General features: G+C 31.8%; 22 protein-coding genes. 13 read left to right on the top strand and 9 right to left on the bottom strand.

Going from position 1 to position 21,101, the window contains the following annotated elements:
- Positions 1 to 68: 68 nt before the first annotated feature.
- On the top strand, positions 69 to 1,463 hold the full coding sequence (locus ACN5J3_RS12355) for a sugar transferase (RefSeq protein ID WP_418511934.1): 1,395 nt from the start codon (positions 69 to 71) through the stop codon (positions 1,461 to 1,463).
- Between the two features lie 63 nt (positions 1,464 to 1,526).
- Here the strand turns inward: ACN5J3_RS12355 and ACN5J3_RS12350 are convergent, their stop codons facing one another.
- Together ACN5J3_RS12350 and ACN5J3_RS12345 are read right to left on the bottom strand one after the other, a co-directional pair.
- On the bottom strand, positions 1,527 to 2,696 hold the full coding sequence (locus tag ACN5J3_RS12350) for a DUF4105 domain-containing protein (RefSeq protein ID WP_418511933.1): 1,170 nt from the start codon (positions 2,694 to 2,696) through the stop codon (positions 1,527 to 1,529).
- 13 nt (positions 2,697 to 2,709) lie between these two features.
- Positions 2,710 to 3,780, bottom strand: coding sequence for a PorV/PorQ family protein (locus ACN5J3_RS12345; RefSeq protein WP_417289517.1), 1,071 nt, complete (start codon positions 3,778 to 3,780; stop codon positions 2,710 to 2,712).
- A 129-nt stretch (positions 3,781 to 3,909) separates the two neighbouring features.
- On the opposite strand from ACN5J3_RS12345, the gene ACN5J3_RS12340 reads away from it, so the two are divergent.
- Both ACN5J3_RS12340 and ACN5J3_RS12335 read left to right on the top strand, forming a co-directional pair.
- Positions 3,910 to 4,653 (top strand): CDP-alcohol phosphatidyltransferase family protein, encoded by a 744-nt coding sequence (locus ACN5J3_RS12340; RefSeq protein ID WP_344729139.1) that lies wholly within the window; start codon positions 3,910 to 3,912, stop codon positions 4,651 to 4,653.
- A 20-nt stretch (positions 4,654 to 4,673) separates the two neighbouring features.
- Positions 4,674 to 5,546: a DUF808 domain-containing protein gene (locus tag ACN5J3_RS12335; RefSeq protein ID WP_418511932.1), complete on the top strand. Its 873-nt coding sequence runs from the start codon at positions 4,674 to 4,676 to the stop codon at positions 5,544 to 5,546.
- A gap of 4 nt (positions 5,547 to 5,550) precedes the next feature.
- Here the strand turns inward: ACN5J3_RS12335 and lptB are convergent, their stop codons facing one another.
- The 4 genes from lptB to ACN5J3_RS12315 form a co-directional block, all read right to left on the bottom strand.
- Positions 5,551 to 6,294, bottom strand: a complete 744-nt coding sequence (lptB, locus tag ACN5J3_RS12330) for an LPS export ABC transporter ATP-binding protein (RefSeq protein WP_417289514.1) — start codon at positions 6,292 to 6,294, stop codon at positions 5,551 to 5,553.
- Positions 6,295 to 6,361: 67 nt separating this feature from the next.
- A complete protein-coding gene (locus ACN5J3_RS12325; protein ID WP_418511931.1) occupies positions 6,362 to 6,709 on the bottom strand; it encodes a carboxymuconolactone decarboxylase family protein in 348 nt (115 codons plus the stop codon).
- A 3-nt stretch (positions 6,710 to 6,712) separates the two neighbouring features.
- Positions 6,713 to 7,528: a twin-arginine translocase subunit TatC gene (gene tatC / locus ACN5J3_RS12320; protein ID WP_417289512.1), complete on the bottom strand. Its 816-nt coding sequence runs from the start codon at positions 7,526 to 7,528 to the stop codon at positions 6,713 to 6,715.
- Positions 7,528 to 8,445 (bottom strand): KpsF/GutQ family sugar-phosphate isomerase, encoded by a 918-nt coding sequence (locus tag ACN5J3_RS12315; protein ID WP_418511962.1) that lies wholly within the window; start codon positions 8,443 to 8,445, stop codon positions 7,528 to 7,530. Before ACN5J3_RS12315 ends, tatC begins: the two co-directional genes overlap by 1 nt.
- A gap of 247 nt (positions 8,446 to 8,692) precedes the next feature.
- Between ACN5J3_RS12315 and ACN5J3_RS12310 the strand changes: the two genes are divergently transcribed.
- From ACN5J3_RS12310 to ACN5J3_RS12300, 3 genes are all read left to right on the top strand, one after another.
- Positions 8,693 to 10,894 carry a RecQ family ATP-dependent DNA helicase gene (locus tag ACN5J3_RS12310; protein ID WP_418511930.1) on the top strand — a complete coding sequence of 734 codons (2,202 nt, stop codon included), beginning with the start codon at positions 8,693 to 8,695 and terminating at the stop codon, positions 10,892 to 10,894.
- 74 nt (positions 10,895 to 10,968) lie between these two features.
- The gene (locus ACN5J3_RS12305) at positions 10,969 to 11,901 is read left to right on the top strand and encodes a peptidylprolyl isomerase (RefSeq protein WP_418511929.1); all 933 of its coding nucleotides are present in this window, start codon (positions 10,969 to 10,971) and stop codon (positions 11,899 to 11,901) included.
- A gap of 93 nt (positions 11,902 to 11,994) precedes the next feature.
- Positions 11,995 to 12,663 (top strand): tetratricopeptide repeat protein, encoded by a 669-nt coding sequence (locus tag ACN5J3_RS12300; RefSeq protein ID WP_418511928.1) that lies wholly within the window; start codon positions 11,995 to 11,997, stop codon positions 12,661 to 12,663.
- A gap of 90 nt (positions 12,664 to 12,753) precedes the next feature.
- Here the strand turns inward: ACN5J3_RS12300 and ACN5J3_RS12295 are convergent, their stop codons facing one another.
- Entirely contained in the window at positions 12,754 to 13,308 is a 555-nt protein-coding gene (locus ACN5J3_RS12295; protein WP_418511927.1) for a thioredoxin family protein, read from the bottom strand.
- 48 nt (positions 13,309 to 13,356) lie between these two features.
- Between ACN5J3_RS12295 and ACN5J3_RS12290 the strand changes: the two genes are divergently transcribed.
- From ACN5J3_RS12290 to ACN5J3_RS12280, 3 genes are read left to right on the top strand one after another with little or no spacing between them, the layout of a single operon-like run.
- Positions 13,357 to 13,692, top strand: coding sequence for a tRNA-binding protein (locus tag ACN5J3_RS12290; protein ID WP_418511926.1), 336 nt, complete (start codon positions 13,357 to 13,359; stop codon positions 13,690 to 13,692).
- A gap of 3 nt (positions 13,693 to 13,695) precedes the next feature.
- Positions 13,696 to 14,604 carry a bile acid:sodium symporter family protein gene (locus ACN5J3_RS12285; protein WP_418511925.1) on the top strand — a complete coding sequence of 303 codons (909 nt, stop codon included), beginning with the start codon at positions 13,696 to 13,698 and terminating at the stop codon, positions 14,602 to 14,604.
- Positions 14,604 to 15,638: a 1-acyl-sn-glycerol-3-phosphate acyltransferase gene (locus ACN5J3_RS12280; protein ID WP_418511924.1), complete on the top strand. Its 1,035-nt coding sequence runs from the start codon at positions 14,604 to 14,606 to the stop codon at positions 15,636 to 15,638. The genes ACN5J3_RS12285 and ACN5J3_RS12280 overlap by 1 nt, the downstream gene beginning before the upstream one ends.
- Before the next feature lie 70 nt (positions 15,639 to 15,708).
- On the opposite strand, the gene ACN5J3_RS12275 is transcribed toward ACN5J3_RS12280, so the two are convergent.
- Both ACN5J3_RS12275 and ACN5J3_RS12270 read right to left on the bottom strand, forming a co-directional pair.
- Complete coding sequence (locus ACN5J3_RS12275; RefSeq protein WP_417289505.1) at positions 15,709 to 16,095, bottom strand: PUR family DNA/RNA-binding protein; 387 nt, start codon at positions 16,093 to 16,095, stop codon at positions 15,709 to 15,711.
- Positions 16,096 to 16,206: 111 nt separating this feature from the next.
- Positions 16,207 to 17,970: an ABC transporter ATP-binding protein gene (locus ACN5J3_RS12270; protein WP_418511923.1), complete on the bottom strand. Its 1,764-nt coding sequence runs from the start codon at positions 17,968 to 17,970 to the stop codon at positions 16,207 to 16,209.
- A 143-nt stretch (positions 17,971 to 18,113) separates the two neighbouring features.
- On the opposite strand from ACN5J3_RS12270, the gene ACN5J3_RS12265 reads away from it, so the two are divergent.
- The 4 genes from ACN5J3_RS12265 to yajC all read left to right on the top strand — a co-directional run bounded on the left by ACN5J3_RS12265 (position 18,114) and on the right by yajC (position 21,087).
- A complete protein-coding gene (locus tag ACN5J3_RS12265) occupies positions 18,114 to 19,217 on the top strand; it encodes a Leu/Phe/Val dehydrogenase (RefSeq protein WP_418511922.1) in 1,104 nt (367 codons plus the stop codon).
- A gap of 84 nt (positions 19,218 to 19,301) precedes the next feature.
- The gene (gene nusB, locus ACN5J3_RS12260) at positions 19,302 to 20,246 is read left to right on the top strand and encodes a transcription antitermination factor NusB (RefSeq protein WP_418509530.1); all 945 of its coding nucleotides are present in this window, start codon (positions 19,302 to 19,304) and stop codon (positions 20,244 to 20,246) included.
- A gap of 57 nt (positions 20,247 to 20,303) precedes the next feature.
- The gene (locus ACN5J3_RS12255) at positions 20,304 to 20,789 is read left to right on the top strand and encodes a DUF1573 domain-containing protein (RefSeq protein WP_417289501.1); all 486 of its coding nucleotides are present in this window, start codon (positions 20,304 to 20,306) and stop codon (positions 20,787 to 20,789) included.
- Positions 20,790 to 20,793: 4 nt separating this feature from the next.
- Positions 20,794 to 21,087, top strand: coding sequence for a preprotein translocase subunit YajC (yajC, locus tag ACN5J3_RS12250; protein ID WP_344729174.1), 294 nt, complete (start codon positions 20,794 to 20,796; stop codon positions 21,085 to 21,087).
- Positions 21,088 to 21,101 lie beyond the last annotated feature (14 nt).

The following is a 21,101-nucleotide window of genomic DNA, read 5'->3' as shown; positions in this document are numbered from 1 at the left end:
TTGGTTTTTAATCTTGTTACGTTTTTCGAACTTATTATATTTACTCACCTATATCAGTACAAAAAACTATGGCCAAACGAGAAATACATTTTAATATTTCTGAACGTAAAATACTATTAAGACTAATAGATATTTTATCCATTTTAGGCATGCTATATTTGGTAAGTTCTTCGTTTGATTTTGACTACTTTACTATTGATAAGGAAAATTGGACTTGGGTATTAGTTTTAGCTGTTTATTTAAGCATTTTTGGAACCATTTTTGAACTTTACGACTTGCAAAAGGCAAGCAAGTCTGATAAAATGATTGGAAGTGTCGTTTTAACAGCTTCGGTAACCGTGTTGTTTTATTTATTGACACCATTTTACACACCTTTTCTACCGACCAATCGTTTGCAGATAGTTTACTTTTATCTAGCCATAATTATAGCGCTATTCCTTTGGAGGTTTTTTTATATCAATTTTATAAGTTCTCCTAGGTTTAATAAAAAAGTCCTGGTTGTAGGAGAGATATCTAATATTGATACTATAGTAAATACGTTTAAAGATTCTGACCCAAATTACAGAATTGTTGGTTTTATAAATTGTGAGGAAACAAACCAAGAAGGGTTGAAATATAAAGGTGTTACAGAGTATCCGCCAAGTGCTATACATGACGTTATAAAAGAACATAATATTTCTGAAATTGTCGTAGCTAGCTACAATGCCGAAACAATTACTTCAGAAATTTATAATGATTTGATGTTGCTTTTAGAAAAAGGATTTTTAATAAAAGAATATACTCAAGTATATGAGGATATGACCTATCGAGTTCCTGTGCAATTTGTGGGTAAAGATTTTTATAAGTATTTCCCTTTTAGTAGGAGTAATCACAACAAGCTTTACTTATTTTTTCATAGAGTGTTTGATTTGTTTTTTTCTTTCATAGGAGTTGTTATAGGAGCGTTATTTATACCGTTCATATTGATAGGAAACCTATTAGGGAACCGAGGTCCTTTGTTCTATAAACAGGAACGCATTGGCAAAAACGGAAAGATTTTTAGTATCATTAAGTTTAGAACCATGGTGGTTGATGCAGAGCGTAGCGGTAATGCAGTTTGGGCTACAAAAAATGATGCAAGAGTAACAGTTTTTGGAAAGTTTTTAAGGCGTTCAAGATTAGATGAATTTCCACAGTTTCTAAATATCCTTAAAGGAGATATGAGTTTAATAGGGCCAAGGCCAGAGCGCCCTTATTTTGTAAAAGAGTTATCGCAAGTCATTCCATTTTACGAAACGCGCCATATTGTAAAACCTGGACTTACAGGATGGGCGCAAGTAAAGGTTCGCTATGGGTCAACAGTAGAGGATAGCTTAATGAAACTTCAATATGATTTATATTACATAAAACACAGAAGTTTTTTCTTGGATGCAAATGTTATTATAAAAACATTTAGCACGATGTTGTTCTTTAGAGGGCAATAATTTTAGATCACACGCTATATTTTCAGCTGAAATAAAAAATCAATATTTTAAAATTATCCTAGCTTAATTAGAAAGCTGTTGTTTATCCTTGAAGAAGTAAATCAAATAAATATATCTGATAAAAAGCGCAACGATTATAGGTGCTAAAGCAATTGCAAATACTTGAACACCAACGACCCAATGAAACGTCATAAGGCAAAGCATAATCACTAAAAACTTGATAAACTTAATAGACCAAGATTTAATAAGGGGCTTTTGTAATTGAAACAGTAATAAAATATTAAGTGGGAAAGCCCAAAGTAAATTATAATTTTGAGCTGTTGCTGTATGATCGGTAGCAAACCAAAGTAGTAGTAATAGAACACCTATAATGCTTGTTAGCGCAAACAGCGTATTATCTAACCAAGCAGCACGAGTTTTATTTTTATAATCACGATAGGTTATAAAAATAATCCCCAGAGATATCAAGCCTAAAATAAATAACGGACTCGTAAATAGGTTTGTTGAGTTTTTAGATTCTTGTTTTTTATAGAGTATTTTTACCTCTTTTACCAAGTTCTTATTATGTATTTCAGCATCATTAAAAAATGTAAAAATATTTTCAGGTAAAAACATGTGCTCTTCAGGTGTTGCTGTTTTGTCAATAACAGAACCTAAAGCAATATCAATGCCTAAACTTCCCCAAGAATTATAGTTTAAATTATCTTGAATAAGTGTTCTAAAGGATTTTTCTTTATAGTTTTCTGGAGTGTGAAACACAACAGTATTGTTTAATGTCTCTTGTAAAACATCTTTAATTTTTGTTGCACAATTATCATAAAAAAAGTCATAAAGATATGCTCTGTTTTCAGGTTTGTAATTGTTTACCAAAAAGTCAAAAAGTTTTTGCTTTTCAGTAGGAGAGATGTTTAGTATTTGTTCCTTAACGGTACGATTTTGCCTCACATAAGCGTTAAAAAAGGCTTCGTAATAATCAAGACCTATTAAGTATTCAAGCTTTCCTCTTGCAAATTTTGTATAAAAATTAGGTGTGTTAAAGTTGTAAACACCATAATTAAAAACATAATCAAAATTACTGTCTTTTATCCTGAAAGCACTATGTCCAAAAGCATCATTAAGAGATGTTCCTGGACCAATAGTTAAAATACTTACTTGCGCGTTTTTTGTTAATTCTTGTGCTGTTGTTGAAAATAAACCAAATAATAAGAATGTGAGAAATAGTTTTATTTTCATGTGGTAGTGTTTGTTATCTGAAAATGCTAAAATCTAATTTTAAAGAGAATACGTTAGAGTATAATGCAATACTTTGATCACCAATATCTGTAAATGCATAATCTACTTGAATGCCTTTGTATTTGAAACCAACACCAAAGCTAGGTTGAAAAGTTAAATCTTCACTTTGGTTATATTGTAACTCATTTTGGAAGTTTCCAACACCACCTCTCAAGAAAATCATATCAAGATAAGAGGCCTCAAAACCTAATGCAGGATTAATACTTACAATAGATGTAGAAATGATATCATTATTTTGCTCAAAGCGCATATTTAAATCAAATTCTGCAAGTAAAGCATAATCATAAGCGATGGTATATTTTTTAGAAATCCCAATTTGTAATTTAGGAATAGTAATTTCTGATGTTTCAGGAAGCTCTTGATTTTGTCCTTCAACAGCATTTTGAATAGTAGCAAATTCATCTTCGTCAATAGCCCAAGAGTTGTAAGTTGTAGTAATATCTCTAGCCATGATTCCAAATTTCCAATCGTTACGCGTTTGAAACTGAATGGCAGCGTCAAAACCAAATCCCCAAGATGAAGCAAAATCACCAATAATACGTCTTATTACCTTGGCATTAATTCCGTAATTTAAACCATCAAGCGGTAATGAACGTGCATAAGATAATGTTACGCCATAATCAGCAGTTGAAAACATACTTATACGATCGTAATTTATTTGTCCTTGGTCATCAATTAATTGTGTTGTGTTTAAAATGTCATCTACAGCAAAGCGAATTACCGAAATACCAACAGCACTTCTCTCATCTAAAGGCATAGCAAACCCTATGTAATCATAGTTTGCAATATTAGCAAAATAGCTTGAGTGCATTAAGGCAAGTTGTTTGTCTTCTAGATGAACCAATCCTGCAGGGTTCCAGTAGCCTGAATTTACATCGGCAGAGTGTGCGGTAACAGCATTACTCATACCTAAAGCAGCAGCATCTACACCAATATTCATAAATTCATTGGAGTATTTACGCGTTGTTTGCCCATAAAAAGTTAGGGACAGAATCAATAAAACTGTAGTTAGTAAAGTTTTCAAATACAATTCTTTTTTGCAAATATGCTATTATTTTTCAACATATTAAACTTGAAAATACAACAGATATTGCCCAATTGTTATTTTAGACGAAAATAGTTTGCTATTTTTACACCAATTAGCACATTATTTATGAAACAACATCTTCCTAATTTTGTTACGCTACTTAATTTGTTTTGTGGTTGTATTGCAGTAATATTAGCTGTGCACTCTAATTTTGTAGGCGCTGCTTTTTTTGTTTTTTTAGGAATTATCTTCGATTTTTTTGATGGTTTTTTAGCTAGAATACTTCAGGTACAAAGTGCTTTAGGAGTACAGTTAGATTCACTAGCAGATATGGTTACAAGTGGTTTGGTTCCTGGTATTGTAATGTTTAAGTTACTTACGCTTGCAACAGAAACACCAGCATTACAATCAACTCATGATTGGGGAGATTCTATGCATTGGGCAAACGTTCATGTGGCAGTTATTCCGTTACTTGGGTTGTGTATAACTTTAGGATCAGCTTATAGATTGGCACGATTTAATATAGATGAAGACCAACAATCTTACTTTAAAGGTTTACCAACACCAGCCAATGCATTACTTATATTGTCTTTACCTCTTATTTTAGAGTTTCAGAATAATGACACTATGAATGCTATTATAATTAATGAGTGGTTTTTATTGGCATTAACCGTATTAAGTTGCTTTTTACTTAACGCTCCTGTTAAGTTGTTTGCATTAAAATTTAAGGATTGGAGTTTCAAGAACAATGCAATACGCTACATCTTTATAATATTGAGTTTTGTATTACTTATTGTATTGCAATTTGCAGCGATACCATTAATAATTTTACTCTATATAGGGTTATCATTAGTTACTAAAACGTATTAATAATTTTTCAAGTTCACTTTATGGCTTCAGGATTTTTTGCCCTTTTTGATGATATTGCTGCATTAATGGATGATGTAGCTGCAATGAGTAAAATCACCACAAAAAAAACAGCAGGCATACTTGGCGATGATTTAGCAGTAAATGCAGAAAAAGCATCAGGATTTGTGTCGTCTCGAGAATTACCTGTGTTATGGGCAATTACCAAAGGTTCATTTCTTAATAAACTTATTATTTTACCAATTGCATTTTTATTGAGTGCTTTTGTGCCTTGGGTTGTTACTGTTATATTAGTTATAGGAGGTATTTATTTAGCTTTTGAAGGCGCTGAAAAAATATACGAAGTATTTGTACCTCATAAACCATCTGGTAATCGTATATCTGATACAACACCTACTAAATCAGAAATTTTAGAACAAGAGAAAAAAAAGATAAAATCAGCCATATTAACCGATCTTATTCTGTCTGTAGAGATTGTTATTATTGCGTTAGGAGTTGTTATAGAAGAAACCTTAACAGTTCAAATATTAGTTGTTTCTATTGTAGCTATTATTGCAACTGTAGGTGTTTATGGTATTGTGGCTCTTATAGTAAGAATGGACGATTTAGGGTTGCGTTTAGTGTCTGCTAGTAACGGAAAAGGGTTTTTGCATGCCCTTGGTAATATGCTTGTAAAAGCCTTGCCATTGGTAATTAAAGGTTTATCAATAGTTGGAACAATAGCATTAATGCTAGTGGCTGGTGGCATTTTTGCTCATAATATTGACTTTTTTCATCATATATTAGAAAACTGGCCAAGTATTATCAAGGAGTTTTTAATAGGTGTTGTAGTAGGGTTTTTGGCTTTACTTGTATTTAAACTGGTAAAAAAGCTATTTAAGGCTATAAAAAAGTAATGTATTAATCTTCTCTGATCTTCTTTTTACGAAGTTCAAAGTTTTGACCTAAATATACTTTTCTTACCATCTCATCATTAGCAAGTTCTTCTGGTTCTCCAGCTTTCAAGATGCTTCCTTCAAACATTAGGTAGGTTCTATCTGTAATGGCTAATGTTTCTTGCACATTATGATCTGTGATAAGAATACCAATGTTCTTTTTTGTTAATTGCGCAACAATACGTTGAATATCTTCTACGGCAACAGGATCAACACCTGCAAAAGGCTCATCTAGTAGAATAAAATTAGGGTCTGTAGCTAGAGCTCTAGCGATTTCAGTACGTCTACGTTCTCCACCAGATAATAAGTCTCCACGGTTTTTACGAATGTGTCCTAAACTAAACTCGTCTATAAGAGCTTCCATTTTCATTTGTTGCTCTTTTTTAGAAAGCTTCGTAAGCTGTAGTACACTTAATATGTTGTCTTCAATACTTAATTTTCTAAATACAGATGCTTCTTGAGCTAAATAGCCAATACCGTTTTGAGCACGCTTATACATTGGGTATTTGGTGATATCTGTACTTTCTAAAAAAATATTACCACCATTAGGTTTTATTAAACCAACAATCATATAAAATGATGTTGTTTTTCCAGCTCCATTAGGTCCTAATAATCCCACAATTTCTCCTTGGTTTACTTCAAGAGAAACGTCTTTTACAACTTTTCGTCCGTTGTAGGACTTCATTAAATGCTCTGCTTTTAATTTCATAGAATTAAAGTAATAGGTGCTAAAATAGTAAAATTACAAGAGACTTGTAGTGGTATTTATTATAAGTTTAACGCTGTGCTTCAACAGCATCCATATATTCGTAAGCGCGTCTTAAATGAGGTATCACAATAGTACCGCCAACAAGTGTTGCAATACTTAAAGCTTCTAAGATTTGTTCTCGGTTTAAACCAGCTTCGTAACTTCTTCCTATGTGATACTTAATACAATCATCACATCGAAGTACAACAGATGCTACTAATCCTAAAAGCTCTTTGGTTTTTACATCTAGAGCACCAGCTTGAAACGCATTGGTGTCTAGATTAAAAATACGCTTTATTACTTTGTTGTTATCTCCTAAAATTTCTTCATTCATTTTAGAACGATAGGCGTTAAATTCATTTACAATATCTGACATAGCTTATGCTTGTTGCTTTTTCTGATTTTTAATAACAATTTTTGATATGTATATGCTAACTTGATAAAGTACTAAAATAGGAATAGCAACTATTATTTGACTAGCAATATCTGGCGGCGTAATAACTGCAGATAATATTAATACGATAACTAGTGCAAATTTACGAGAACGTTTTAAAAATTCGGGTGTTACTAAGCCAATTTTTGTTAAAAAGTAAATAATGATAGGTAGTTCAAATATAAGACCAGAAGCTAAAGCAGATGATCTAACTAAAGCAATATATGAGCTAATATCAATTTGGTTATCAACAACATCTGAAATATTGTAATTTGCTAAAAAGTTTATAGACAAAGGTGTTACAATGTAGTAACCAAACAGCACGCCTAGAAAAAATAATAGAGATGTAACAATGATAAAACCACGAGAATGTTTTTGTTCGTTAGGATGTAATCCGGGTTTTAAAAACGACCAAAATTGATAAACAACATACGGGAATGCCACTACCAATCCGGTATAAATTGAAGTCCAAATATCTGCAGAAAATTGTCCGCCCATGGTTCTGTTTTGTATCATCATGGGTAGTGTTTCACCACAAAAACTAGTTTCAACATTTATTAAGTTAGCACATTTACATAGAAAGCTATAGGTAGGAAAAGTCATATCTAACGGTGCAAATATGATGTGCTTAAAAATCTCTTTACTAAAAATAAATGCTACAGTAGCAACAATAAGAATTGCTAAAGTAGCTCTGATAAGGTGCCAACGTAGATCTTCCAGATGATCTAAAAAAGACATGTTGTTGATATCCTTTTTTGCCATTATATAATACCTTCTCTTATTAAATCATGTAAGTGTACAACGCCTGCATATTTGCCATCTTTTTCAACCAATAATTGAGAGATGCCATTAGCTTCCATAGTATCTTTGGCGTCAACAGCCATAGCATTAGCTTTGATACGTTTTGGGTTGGTTCCCATAATATCTTTAGCGGTTAGTGAAGAAAAATCATCAGTTTTTGTAAGCATTCGTCTTAAATCACCATCGGTAATAATACCTACAATTGCATCGTTTTCAACAACAGCCGTTACACCAAGCATTTTTTCAGAAATTTCAATAATGATATCCTTTATATTGGTATTTGGTGTTACTGCAGGTTTTTGATTGGCTTCAGACATGTCGCTAACGCGTAAGTAAAGTTTTTTACCTAAAGCACCACCAGGATGATATTTAGCAAAATCATTACTTGAGAAGCCTCGTAATTCTAATAAGCAAACCGCAAGTGCATCACCTATTACTAACTGTGCAGTAGTACTAGTAGTAGGAGCTAAATTGTTAGGACACGCTTCTTTTTCAACAAAAGCATTCAGAACAAAATCAGCTTGTTTACCTAAAAAAGAATCTGGATTGCCGGTAATGGCAATCATTTTATTTTTTGCATTTTTTATAAGCGGAACAAGAACTTTAATTTCAGGAGTGTTTCCACTTTTAGAAATACAAATAACAACATCGTCTTCTAGAATTAGCCCTAAATCACCATGAATAGCATCAGCAGCATGCATAAAAACAGCTGGAGTTCCTGTTGAGTTTAATGTAGCAACTATTTTTGTAGCTATAATAGCACTTTTACCAATACCTGTGATAATAACACGACCTTTAGAATTATATATAAGTTCTACAGATTTTGAAAAATTTGTATCGACAAGTTGCGATAAATTTAAAATTGCCTGGCTTTCCATCTCTATGGTTTTTTTGGCAATATCTATGATTGAATTTTGACTGTTCAAAATTTAATAATTTTTTAGGTTGATGCTTTTAAAGTTTTTGTTATCTTTAAAATATCGTTGAAAATAGAATAATTTTTTGTTACCTTTTAAGTATGCTACAAAGCTAACAAAAAAATTATGAGGGTTCTTTATATGCATTCTTAATTAATTCAAAAAGTATTGCGTTTTTAGAATCTTAAAAATTAATTAATAGTAATTCATGTCTACAGTACAAACAGACTTGCATGCCGCATTAAAAAAATATTTTGGTTTTAGTAAGTTTAAGGGCCTGCAAGAAGCCGTTATTAAAAGCATTCTTTCAAAACATAACACATTTGTGATTATGCCCACAGGCGGTGGTAAATCATTATGTTATCAATTGCCAGCATTAATGCAAGAGGGAACAGCCATTATTGTTTCGCCATTAATTGCACTTATGAAAAATCAAGTAGATGCCATAAGAGGTATTTCTAATGATGAAGGCGTTGCTCATGTATTAAATTCTTCCCTAAATAAGACTGAAGTTAAGAAAGTAAAGCAAGATATCGTTGATGGTGTTACCAAGTTACTTTATGTTGCTCCAGAATCATTAACAAAAGAAGAGCATGTTGATTTTTTACGTTCTGTAAAAATATCATTCATGGCTATAGATGAAGCTCACTGTATAAGTGAATGGGGACATGATTTTAGGCCAGAATACAGGAATTTAAGACACATTATAAAACGTATTGGAGATGATATTCCTATAATAGGACTAACAGCTACAGCTACTCCAAAAGTACAAGAAGATATTCTTAAAAATTTAGGAATGAATGACGCAACAACTTTCAAAGCGTCGTTTAACCGTCCTAATTTATATTATGAAGTACGTCCTAAAACAAAACAAGTAGATGCTGATATCATTCGTTTCATAAAACAAAACGATGGCAAATCAGGAATTGTTTACTGTTTAAGTAGAAAGCGTGTTGAAGAACTTGCACAAACACTTCAGGTAAACGGTATAAATGCAGTGCCTTATCATGCAGGATTAGACGCAAAAACACGAGCCAAACATCAAGATATGTTTTTGATGGAAGATGTTGATGTTGTTGTTGCAACCATAGCTTTTGGAATGGGAATAGATAAACCTGATGTACGTTTTGTAATTCATCATGACATTCCAAAAAGTATAGAAAGCTACTATCAAGAGACAGGACGTGCAGGTAGAGATGGTGGCGAAGGCCATTGTTTAGCATTTTATGCATATAAAGACATAGAGAAATTAGAAAAATTTATGTCAGGAAAACCAGTTGCTGAACAAGAAATAGGGCACGCTTTGTTACAAGAAGTTGTTGCATATGCAGAAACTTCTATCTCTAGACGTAAATTTATTTTGCACTATTTTGGTGAAGAGTTTGATAACGAAACAGGCGAAGGTGGCGATTTAGATGATAATGTTAGGCATCCTAAAAAGCAACATGAAGCTAAAGAGGATTTGGTATTACTTTTAGAAACTGTTTCAAAAACAAACGAGAAGTATAAATCTAAAGATCTTGTAAATGTTATAATAGGAAAGGAAAATGCGCTAATAAAATCTCATAAAACAAATGAGCAGCCGTTTTTTGGAAAAGGAAAATATAAAGAAAACACCTATTGGATGGCGTTAGTTCGTCAAGTTTTGGTAGCTGGCTACTTAAAGAAAGATATAGAAACTTACGGTGTTATAAAACTTACAAAAGCAGGAGCAGATTTTATTAATAATCCGAAGTCTTTTATGATGACTGAAGACCATGTATTTGATGAAAGTAATGATGATAGTATCATAACGGCATCAAAATCTGGAGGCGCATCGGCAGACGAAAAGCTTATGGCAATGCTAAAGGATTTAAGAAAAAAGAACGCTAAAAAACTAGGCGTACCTCCTTTTGTTATTTTTCAAGATCCTTCTTTAGAAGATATGGCATTAAAATACCCAATTACATTAGAAGAGTTAAGTAATGTACATGGTGTAGGAGATGGAAAAGCTAAAAAATACGGAAAAGACTTTGTGAATTTCATAGCAAAGTACGTTGAGGATAACGATATAGTACGTCCAGATGATATGGTCGTAAAATCTACAGGAAGTAATTCAGCAATAAAATTATACATCATTCAAAATGTTGATAGAAAATTACCTCTTGATGATATAGCTTCAGCAAAAGGTATGGAGATGAAAGACTTTATAAAAGAAATGGAAGCCATAGTATTTTCTGGAACCAAATTAAATATTGATTATTGGATTAATGAAATTTTAGACGAAGATCAGCAGGAAGAAATTCATGACTATTTTATGGAGGCTGAAACCGATAAAATAGATATTGCCATAGAAGAGTTTGATGGAGACTATGATGATGAGGAACTACGCTTATACCGTATTAAGTTTATTAGTGAAGTGGCCAATTAATAAATTATATAAAGGTTTAAATTCTTCTTTCTAAAATCATTCCGTATCTTTGCACTTTATTAAAAAATAATACAATGCAAGACGGTTTATACGCAAAATTTAATACAACAAAAGGTAACATTCTTGTTGCACTAGAGTTTGAAAAAACACCAGGAACAGTAGGTAACTTTGTAGCTTTAGCAGAAGGAAATTTAGAAAATTCAGCAAAAAAACAAGGAACACCTTATTATAACGGATTAAAATTTCATCGTGTTATCCCAGATTTTATGATTCAAGGAGGTTGCCCTCAAGGCACAGGAACAGGAAATCCAGGGTATCAATTTGATGATGAGTTTCATCCAGATTTAAAACATGATGGTCCAGGTATATTATCTATGGCAAATGCAGGTCCAGGAACTAACGGAAGTCAATTTTTTATTACACATGTAGAAACACCTTGGTTAGATGGTAATCATACAGTTTTTGGTAAAGTAGTAGAAGGTCAAGATGTTGTTGACGCAATTGCTCAAGGCGATGTTATAGATAGTTTAGAAATAGTTAGAGTAGGAGCAGATGCTGAAAATTTTAATGCTATAGAAGCCTTTAGAACATTTGAAGGAGCTAGAGAAAAACGCGTTGCAGCAGAAAAAGAAGCACGTGAAGCTGAATTAGATAAATTAGCTGCAGGTTTTGAAAAAACAGACAGTGGTTTACGCTACCAAATTTTACAAAAAGGATCAGGAGTTAAAGCTGAAAAAGGAAAAACAGTAGCCGTACATTACAAAGGCCAATTAGCTGACGGAACAGTTTTTGATTCTTCTTATAAGCGTAAGCAACCGTTAGAATTTCCTGTAGGAATGGGACAAGTTATTGCTGGTTGGGATGAAGGTATTTGCCTTTTAAATGTTGGTGATAAAGCACGTTTAGTAATCCCTAGTGATTTAGGTTATGGTAGCCGAGGTGCTGGTGGTGTTATTCCTCCAAATGCAACATTGATTTTTGATGTTGAACTTGTGGATGTTAAATAACATAAAGCACGTAACAAAATTTATAAAAAATCGTCTCATTAATTAATGAGACTTTTTTTTTGTCCTTATTTTTATTAAATGAAAAACTTATATATGATTTTTTTTAAGAGACATCAATATTTACGTACAACACTTGCCTTGGTTTGTTTGACATTAGTAACAATAAGCTGTTCTAAAAATATCAACTATACAACCCAACATATAAAAGAAACATCTGGACGCTATTTGTATAATCAAGAAGAGTTAATAGAAGTGTTTTATAAGGACAATAACCTTTTTTTAAAATGGAAAGGCGCAGAGCAAATAAAGCCAGTTGCGCTAGATGAGAACACTTTTTTCGTAGCAGATATGTATCAAAAATTACAGTTTGTTAAGCATCCGGAAACCCAAAAACGGTATTTATCTATTATTCCAGAAGACGGTGGTGACTCATCAATAACCTATGATTATTTAAAGGTGTCAGATACATTTAGAACGCCAAGTATGTATTTAAAAGATAAAGTTTATGATAAAGCACTTGAAGGTTATTTAGCAATTCAAAAACAAGATTCAACAAGTACATTCTTAGACGAGCGTGCATTTAATAGCTTGGGTTATTCGCACTTACGTAAGCAGGAACACAAAGATGCCATTGCAATATTTAAAATGAATGTAGCACTGCATCCGGAAAGTGATAATGTTTATGATAGTCTAGCAGATGCATATTTACAGTCAGGAGATAGCTTACAAGCATATACAAACTATGAAAAGCGTTACAACTAAATAGCGGTAACAAACGCGCTAAAAAGTTTGTAGAGACTTATAAAGCTAATAACTAGGTAGGTTTTATTTAAACATCTTTGTTACTTGATGTTATTTCCACTTAATATTACAACCAATACTTGGTTTTTGAGGGTTTGAGTTTTCTTTGTTGTTAAGCAAACAATTTAAAGCATGACGCATATCGCTTCCTGTCACAGGAATATTGTTTCCAGGTCTTGAGTCGTCTAATTGGCCACGATATACTAATTTTGATTCTTTATCAAAAATGTAAAAATCAGGTGTACATGCAGCATCATATTTTTTAGCGATTTCTTGAGTTTGGTCATATAAATACGGAAAAATAAACGCTTGCTCAATAGCATTAGCTTTCATTTTATCAGGAGCATCCTGCGGGTAGTTTTCAGCATCATTACTAGAAATTGCAATGCAATTAATACCTTTACTTTTATAATCTTTTGCTAACTTGGCAAGCTCACTATTTACATGTTTAACAAACGGACAGTGATTACAAATAAACATTACAATAGTACCATGTATTCCTTTTAAATCGTTAAAAGATAGTGTTTTATTAGAAACAGTGTCTAGCAATGAAAATTCAGGAGCTTTTGTTCCTAGCGGAAGCATGTTTGATGGTGTTTGTGCCATAATATGTCGTATTTTATTAATGTTCGTTAAAATTAGTACTTTTAAAAAATGAATTCTATTATAAACTTTGAAGATTTTGTTAAAGTTGATCTTCGTGTCGGAACTATTATTGCAGTTGATGATTTTCCAAAAGCAAGAAAACCTGCTTACCAGCTAACTATAGACTTTGGTGCTTTAGGTGTAAAAAAAACATCAGCACAAATTACAACACTTTATAATAAGGAAGCATTATTAAACAGACAGATTGTAGCTGTTGTTAATTTTCCTAAAAAACAAATAGCAAATTTCATGAGTGAGTGCCTTGTTTTGGGAGCTGTAAATGGAAAAGATGTTATTTTATTAAATCCGGATCAAGTCGTAAAAAACGGCTCTACAGTTGCGTAGTCTATGCTAAAACTTGACGATGTTACTATTCATTTTGATACCAATAATCTTTGGGTCTTAAACATAGCGCTTGCAGTGGTTATGTTTGGAGTTGCTTTAGGTATTACTCTAAACGATTTTAAACAACTACAAAAACAACCAAAACCTATTATTGTAGGACTGTTGTCTCAATTTGTTTTGTTGCCATTTCTAACTTATGTTGTTATACGTTTAGTAAATCCGCAACCAAGTATTGCATTAGGTATGATGATGGTTGCTGCTTGTCCTGGTGGAAATATATCTAATTTCATGACGCATTTGGCAAAAGGAAATACTGCTTTGTCAGTTAGTTTAACTGCTTTTTCTACGTTTTTGGCAATGATTATGACACCTTTTAATTTTGAGTTTTATGGGCATTTATATGCACCTACAGCAAGCTTGCTTAAGCAAGTAGCATTAAGTCCGTATGAGTTAGTAAAGCTTGTTTTGTTAGTTCTTGGCGTGCCATTGCTTTTAGGAATGCTCATGAGATATTATTTTAGTGCATTTTCAGAAAAACTATCACGCGTATTAAAGCCATTTTCAATTATAGTATTTATAGCAATTGTTGTAATTGCTTTTTCTAATAATATGGATGTGTTTAATAATTATATACATCATGTTCTAGGAATTGGAATTATACATAATTTATTAGCTCTTTTATTAGGTTTCTTCATAGCTAGAGCTTTTAAGTTGTCATTCAAAAACCAAAAAACATTAGCTATTGAAACAGGAATTCAAAATTCAGGATTAGGACTATTGCTTATATTTATGTTTTTTAATGGTTTGGGAGGTATGGCAATTATAGCAGCTTTTTGGGGTATTTGGCATATTATTTCGGGCTTGACATTATCATTATTTTGGGCCTACCAAAAGAAAACTAAATTACAATAATGCTACACAAACTTTGGTTACATACTATTCGGTGTTATTTACAATTAGGCCTTTTTTTTTATTACAAAAGGATTCATGTTGTAAACAAAGAAAATGTTCCCAAAAAAGGTGCAGTCTTGTTGTTGTCTAACCATCAAAATGCATTAATAGACGCGCTTTTAATTGCTGCAAAATTAGGTAGATTCTCTTATTTTTTAACAAGAGCAAGCGTATTTTCTGGTTCGTTCACTGATAAGTTTTTAAAAAGTTTACAAATGCTTCCGGTATATCGTGTGCGAGACGGTTGGAAAACAATATCTAATAACAATTTAGTTTTTTCTAAATGTGCTAAATTACTTTATGAGAGCAAGGCAGTAGCGCTTTTTCCAGAAGGAAACCATAGTTTACAGCGCACGGTTAGAAATTTAAGTAAAGGATTTACTCGTATAGTTTTTAAAGCACTTAAGCTGTATCCGGATACTAACTTACAAATAGTGCCTATTGGGCTTAATTTTCAAAATGCTGTAGCTTTTGGAGATAGTGTTTCTATTTATTTTGGAAAACCAATAGATGCTAAAAATTATTTGCTTGATGATGAGAATGCTGCAATTGGAGTTTTAAAAAGAGATGTACAACAGCAACTCTCAACTTTAACAACTCATATTCCGTCAGATGGTTATGATGCAGTTCTTAATGAGTTGACACTAAATAAAGTGAATTTTCTACATCCTGAAAACGTGAATACGTGTATCTCATCAAACTTCAAAGACTGTGAATTGCAACAAACACCTAGGTTTGTAGCGATAAAAAAAGTCTTTAAGTTTTTAATGATTATTACATTGTTTGGTCCTTATTTGATATGGAAATTTAAGGTGTACCCAAAAATAAAAGAACCTGAATTTGTGGCGACATTTAGGTTTGCTATTGTAATTACTTTAGTCCCTATTTGGTTATTGTTGTTAGGATTTACTCTAGCAGTTACTTTTGGTTTAAATATGGCTGTTTTATTTGTGACTGTTAGTCTGTGTTTAGCCTTACTTGCAGTAAAATTATAGGTTGTTTTATCAAACTATTACAATAAAAAAAAGCCTTTACAATTTGTAAAGGCTTTTTTATTTATTGTTTTTAAATATCATCAAAATCGATATCAGTAAATTTTTCAGCAGAAGGTGTTTCAGCATGAACATTTTCATCAGTTGTTTGATCATATTCTTTTTTGAAATCTTTTTGGTGACGTTCACTAATTACTTCGTCTCCTTTTTCGCTTATGATATAATCAGTCATTTCAGCTAAAATGCTATTAAATTCAGAAAAATCTTCTTTATATAAATAGATTTTATGCTTTTTATAATGGTAAGAACCATCATCGTTTGTAAACTTTTTACTTTCTGTAATTGTTAAATAGTAGTCACCTGCTTTTGTAGATCTAACGTCAAAGAAATAGGTTCTTCTTCCAGCTCTTAAAACTTTTGAATAAATTTCTTCTTTCTCCATCATGTCATTAGAATTCATAGTCGTGTTTTATTTTAAGATTTTATTGTTGCATCAAAAATCTAAAAAAAAGAATTACCAACCAACAAATTATTACATTTCTTTTAGTGAGTAATCGCTCTTGTTTTGTTGTTAAGAATCGTGATTTGTAGTATCACTAATTTGTTCTAAATATAAACTTTTGTAATAACCATCTATAGTTACAAGCGTTTCGTGAGAACCAGCTTGTGTGATTTTTCCGTCATCTAAAACAAGTATTTTGTCTGCATTTTTAACAGATGATATACGGTGACTAACTATAATGGTGGTTTTCCCTGTAGAAACCTTTTTTAAGTTTTTTAAGATTTTCTCTTCAGTTTCTGTATCAACGGCAGATAAGCAATCGTCAAATAATAAAATATTAGGGTTTTTAATGATGGCTCTAGCTATAGATACACGTTGTTTTTGTCCGCCAGATAAGGTAATACCTCGCTCTCCTAAAACAGTATTATATCCTTTAGAGAATTTTATTATGTTTTTATGTACTTGAGCTTGTTTTGCTGCTTCTATAACTTCTTCGTCGGTAGCGTCTTCTTTACCAAATTTAATATTATTGTTTATGGTATCAGAAAATAAAAAAGCATCTTGTGGTACGTAGCCTATTTGCTCTCTTAAACTGGTAAGGTTTACACTTGTAATAGGTGTGTTGTCTATTAAGATATCTCCAGAGTTAACATCATATAAACGCCCTATTAGATCTAAAATAGTAGATTTTCCAGAGCCTGTTTTTCCAATAATAGCTAAAGTTTCTCCTTGTTTTATGTTGAAAGAAACATTCTTTAAGGCTTGAATATTAGTATCATCATAAGTAAATGATACATTTTTAAATTCAATGTTGCCAATAATATTTGTAGGCTCAACATTGTTGTTTTGAATTTCGGGTGTAATATCTAGAAACTCATTAATGCGTTTTTGTGAAGCTTCTGCTTGCTGAATAATAGATGTAACCCAACCAACTGTAGCCACAGGCCAAGTTAGCATGTTTACATAAATGATAAATTTTGTAATAACACCCAAACTTATTTCTCCAGCCATGTATTGTAAACCACCAATATAAATAACAATAATGTTACTTATACCTATTAATAGAATCATCATAGGAAAGAAAAAAGCATTTACTCTTACTAAATCTAACTGTTTTTGTTTGCTGTTTGCAGCAAGTTCATTAAAATTGCTAGATACTTGAGACTCCATGCCATAAGCTTTTATGATAGAAATACCACTAAATGATTCTTGCGTAAATGATGATAATTTAGAAAGGTATTGCTGAACTATTGTACTGCGCTTATGAATGGTTTTACTTAATTTATAAATAATTACCGATAGAATAGGTAATGGTACTACTGTGTAAAGCGTAAGCATAGGAGCTTGCTTATACATAAAACCAATGGCAATAATAAAAAGAGTGATTGTATTTATACTGTACATAATGGCTGGTCCAGCATACATTCTTACACGACCTACATCTTCACTTATTCTATTCATCAAATCACCAGTTCTATTTTTTTTGTAAAAGTTTAGTGCTAAAACTTGATATTGATGATAAACTTCATTTTTTAAATCATACTCAATATAACGAGATACATTTATAATGGTTTGTCTCATAAAAAAGGTTAGTATGCCCGTTATTAGAGCAGCACCAATTATATAAGCGATATTTATAAGAAGTTCTTGTTTTACAATTGATAAATCGGTAATAGTTCCTTGTCTATATTCATTTACCACATCAATTGAAGAGCCAATAAGCTCTGGCGTAAACAAAAGGAAAATTTTAGAAATAATGGTAATTAATATACCTACAATTAAACGATACTTATATTTTAAAAAATATTTATTGAGGTGTTGTAATGCTTTCATTTAAGAGCTAATATGGCTTGGGTTCTTGATAAATTAATATTTTTACAACATTATTATTGTTTAAACATTAATATTAGTTTAATTTTGCGCGTTGTTTTTAAAAATTATTTAAAACACATATCATAACTATAAAAAGATATAACATGGTTTCAGATATTATAAGTGCAAAAGATCTTCATAAAGTAGATCCTGTTTTTGGTCAACTTTCATTCGATAATCACGAGCAAGTCGTGTTTTGTAATGACAAAGATACAGGATTAAAAGCAATAATAGGTATTCACAATACAGTATTAGGACCTGCACTTGGAGGTACAAGAATGTGGCAATATGCAAATGAATGGGAAGCACTAAATGATGTATTACGTTTGTCTCGTGGAATGACTTATAAATCAGCTATTACGGGTTTAAATTTAGGCGGTGGTAAAGCAGTAATTATAGGAGATGCTAAAACACAAAAAACTCCAGGGCTTATGAAAAAGTTTGGAGAGTTTGTACATTCTTTAAGTGGTCGTTACATCACAGCAGAAGATGTTGGTATGGAAACAGCCGATATGGATTTAGTTCGTGAAGTTACTCCATATGTTACAGGTATATCAGAATCTAAAGGTGGTGCAGGAAACCCATCTCCAATTACAGCTTATGGTGTATTTATGGGAATGAAAGCTGCAGCTAAATATAAATTTGGTAGTGATATTCTAGAAGATAAAACAATATTTGTTCAAGGAATTGGGCACGTTGGTGAATCATTAGTAGAGCATTTAGTAGATGAAGGAGCAAATGTGTTTATAGCTGATATAAACCAAGAGCGATTAGAAGAAGTACGTTCAAAATACGGAGTAACTATTTATGGAGGAAGCGATATTTATTCTGAACCTATGGATATTTATGCACCATGTGCTTTAGGAGCTACAATAAATGACGATACCATAAACAAATTACAAGCAAAAGTAATTGCAGGAGCAGCTAATAACCAATTAGCAACCGAAGAGAAACATGGTAAAATCTTACAAGAAAAAGGTATTGTTTACGCACCAGACTTTTTAATAAATGCAGGAGGTATTATTAATGTGTATGCAGAGTTAGAAGGATATGATAAAAAAGAAATCATGCGTAAAACCGAAAACATTTACAATACTACATTAGAGATTTTAGATAATGCAGAAAAAAATAACATCACAACAAACCATGCTGCATTAAATATAGCTCAAAATAGAATTGAAGAAAGAAAAAACGAAAATTCAAACTAATACTTTTTAAAATAATAGTATTTTTGCGAGGCGAAAGTTTACAAACTTTCGCCTCTTTAATTAAATAAAAAGTTCTTTGTAAATATGCTAAATAGAAGACATATTAGAATAAAAGTTATGCAAGCTATCTATGCCTTTAAAGGAGGCGAAAGTGATAGTTTTGATAAAGAGCAAAAGTTTTTACTTTTTAGCTTAGACAACTTGTACAATTTGTATCTACTACAACTATCACTGCTTATAGAGTTACAAAAAAAAGCCGAAGACCGCTTAGAAAAAACACGAAACAAACTTTTAGCAACCAAAGAAGAGAAAAACCCAAACAAAAAGCTTGTAAATAATGAGTTCTTATTACTATTAAAAAATAATGAACCATTACAAGACGCCTTAAACCAATACAAGATTACCAACTGGGAGCTAGATGATGAGTATGTTGATGTTATTTTTAAAGACATACTTGCTAGTGACTTGTATAAGGAATACATGCAAACTAAAACATCAGACTTTAAGGAAGATAGAAATTTTATAGTTGATGTTTTTAAAGAAATTGTAGCTCCTAATGATAAGCTGTTTGACTATATAGAAGACAAAAACCTAACTTGGGTAGACGACTTACCGTTAGTAAACACAGCTATCCTTAAACTTATTAGAAAATCTAAACCATCAGTAGCTTCAAATTACTTTGTGCCAAAGCTGTATAAAGATATAGAAGATAAGCAGTTTGCTATAGAATTGTTTAAAAAGACATTGCTTAACAGGACGGCCTTAAACGAAGAAATTTCTGGTAAAACAAAAAATTGGGATTCAGATCGTATAGCTTCAATAGACTTTGTGTTATTACAAATGAGTATTTGTGAGCTTAATAAATTCCCGTCAATTCCTGTAAAAGTAACTATAAATGAATACCTTGAGATAGCCAAAGAATACTCAACACCAAAAAGTAGTATTTTCATTAATGGTATTTTAGATAAGTTAGTAAAAGAATATCATGACGAGGACAAACTAAATAAAACAGGAAGAGGGTTGATGTAGTAAGAAATAATTACTACTTTTACAATTAAAATAAAATTTTACATAAAATAATTTATTATGAAAAAAGTAATATTAGGGTTAACAGCTCTATGTATGATCGCCTTAACATCTTGTAAGGAAGATGCTTCAAAAAAAATTGATGACAAAAATGTAGCAGAAGCGGCACAAAGAGATGCAAATTCTTCTAAATTTCCTGTACTATCTTTTGAAAAATCAGAGCATGATTTTGGTGAAATTGAGAAAAACACTCAAGTAGAAACAGTATTTAACTACACTAACACAGGAGAAGCTCCATTAGTAATTACTGATATAAAAAGTACTTGTGGATGTACTGTACCTAAAGATTGGAGTAGAGAGCCTTTACAACCAGGTGAAACAGGTAAGTTTACAGTAAAATACAACGGATCAGGAAAAAACAAAGTTTCTAAAACTATTACTGTTACAGCAAACACAGAAAAAGGAAAAGAAACTGTTAAGATTACAGCTTTTGTTAAGCCAGATCCTAATGCACCAGTTCAAGCTGCTGCTCCTCAAGTAAAGTAATTTCATGGGAGAAGGACTAGGAAGTTTTTTGCCGTTTATTTTAATATTTGTGGTCTTTTATTTTTTTATGATTGCTCCACAAATGAAACGTCAAAAACAAGAAAAGAAATTTGCAGCCGAATTAAAACGAGGTGACAAAGTAATTACCAAAAGTGGTATGCACGGTAAAATTGTAGACCTTAATGATAAAGATCAAAGCTGCGTTATTGAAACTTTAGCTGGTAAAATTAAGTTTGATCGTTCTGCCATTTCTATGGAAATGAGTAAGAAATTAAACGAGCCTGCTAAAACAAAATAAGAGTTTTATAACTT

Source organism: Corallibacter sp., assembly GCF_048381695.1.
GTDB lineage: Bacteria > Bacteroidota > Bacteroidia > Flavobacteriales > Flavobacteriaceae > Corallibacter > Corallibacter vietnamensis.
Note: the sequence above shows the minus strand (reverse complement) of the source record. Positions and strands in the feature narration are given on the sequence as shown.

Coding starts and splice junctions, on each gene's coding strand:
- ACN5J3_RS12355 (WP_418511934.1), top strand. CDS start 69: ATGGCCAAACGAGAAATACATTTTAATATTTCTGAACGTAAAATACTA.
- ACN5J3_RS12350 (WP_418511933.1), bottom strand. CDS start 2,696: ATGAAAATAAAACTATTTCTCACATTCTTATTATTTGGTTTATTTTCA.
- ACN5J3_RS12340 (WP_344729139.1), top strand. CDS start 3,910: ATGAAACAACATCTTCCTAATTTTGTTACGCTACTTAATTTGTTTTGT.
- ACN5J3_RS12335 (WP_418511932.1), top strand. CDS start 4,674: ATGGCTTCAGGATTTTTTGCCCTTTTTGATGATATTGCTGCATTAATG.
- lptB (WP_417289514.1), bottom strand. CDS start 6,294: ATGAAATTAAAAGCAGAGCATTTAATGAAGTCCTACAACGGACGAAAA.
- ACN5J3_RS12325 (WP_418511931.1), bottom strand. CDS start 6,709: ATGTCAGATATTGTAAATGAATTTAACGCCTATCGTTCTAAAATGAAT.
- tatC (WP_417289512.1), bottom strand. CDS start 7,528: ATGGCAAAAAAGGATATCAACAACATGTCTTTTTTAGATCATCTGGAA.
- ACN5J3_RS12315 (WP_418511962.1), bottom strand. CDS start 8,445: ATGGAAAGCCAGGCAATTTTAAATTTATCGCAACTTGTCGATACAAAT.
- ACN5J3_RS12310 (WP_418511930.1), top strand. CDS start 8,693: ATGTCTACAGTACAAACAGACTTGCATGCCGCATTAAAAAAATATTTT.
- ACN5J3_RS12305 (WP_418511929.1), top strand. CDS start 10,969: ATGCAAGACGGTTTATACGCAAAATTTAATACAACAAAAGGTAACATT.
- ACN5J3_RS12300 (WP_418511928.1), top strand. CDS start 11,995: ATGATTTTTTTTAAGAGACATCAATATTTACGTACAACACTTGCCTTG.
- ACN5J3_RS12295 (WP_418511927.1), bottom strand. CDS start 13,308: ATGGCACAAACACCATCAAACATGCTTCCGCTAGGAACAAAAGCTCCT.
- ACN5J3_RS12290 (WP_418511926.1), top strand. CDS start 13,357: ATGAATTCTATTATAAACTTTGAAGATTTTGTTAAAGTTGATCTTCGT.
- ACN5J3_RS12285 (WP_418511925.1), top strand. CDS start 13,696: ATGCTAAAACTTGACGATGTTACTATTCATTTTGATACCAATAATCTT.
- ACN5J3_RS12280 (WP_418511924.1), top strand. CDS start 14,604: ATGCTACACAAACTTTGGTTACATACTATTCGGTGTTATTTACAATTA.
- ACN5J3_RS12275 (WP_417289505.1), bottom strand. CDS start 16,095: ATGAATTCTAATGACATGATGGAGAAAGAAGAAATTTATTCAAAAGTT.
- ACN5J3_RS12270 (WP_418511923.1), bottom strand. CDS start 17,970: ATGAAAGCATTACAACACCTCAATAAATATTTTTTAAAATATAAGTAT.
- ACN5J3_RS12265 (WP_418511922.1), top strand. CDS start 18,114: ATGGTTTCAGATATTATAAGTGCAAAAGATCTTCATAAAGTAGATCCT.
- nusB (WP_418509530.1), top strand. CDS start 19,302: ATGCTAAATAGAAGACATATTAGAATAAAAGTTATGCAAGCTATCTAT.
- ACN5J3_RS12255 (WP_417289501.1), top strand. CDS start 20,304: ATGAAAAAAGTAATATTAGGGTTAACAGCTCTATGTATGATCGCCTTA.
- yajC (WP_344729174.1), top strand. CDS start 20,794: ATGGGAGAAGGACTAGGAAGTTTTTTGCCGTTTATTTTAATATTTGTG.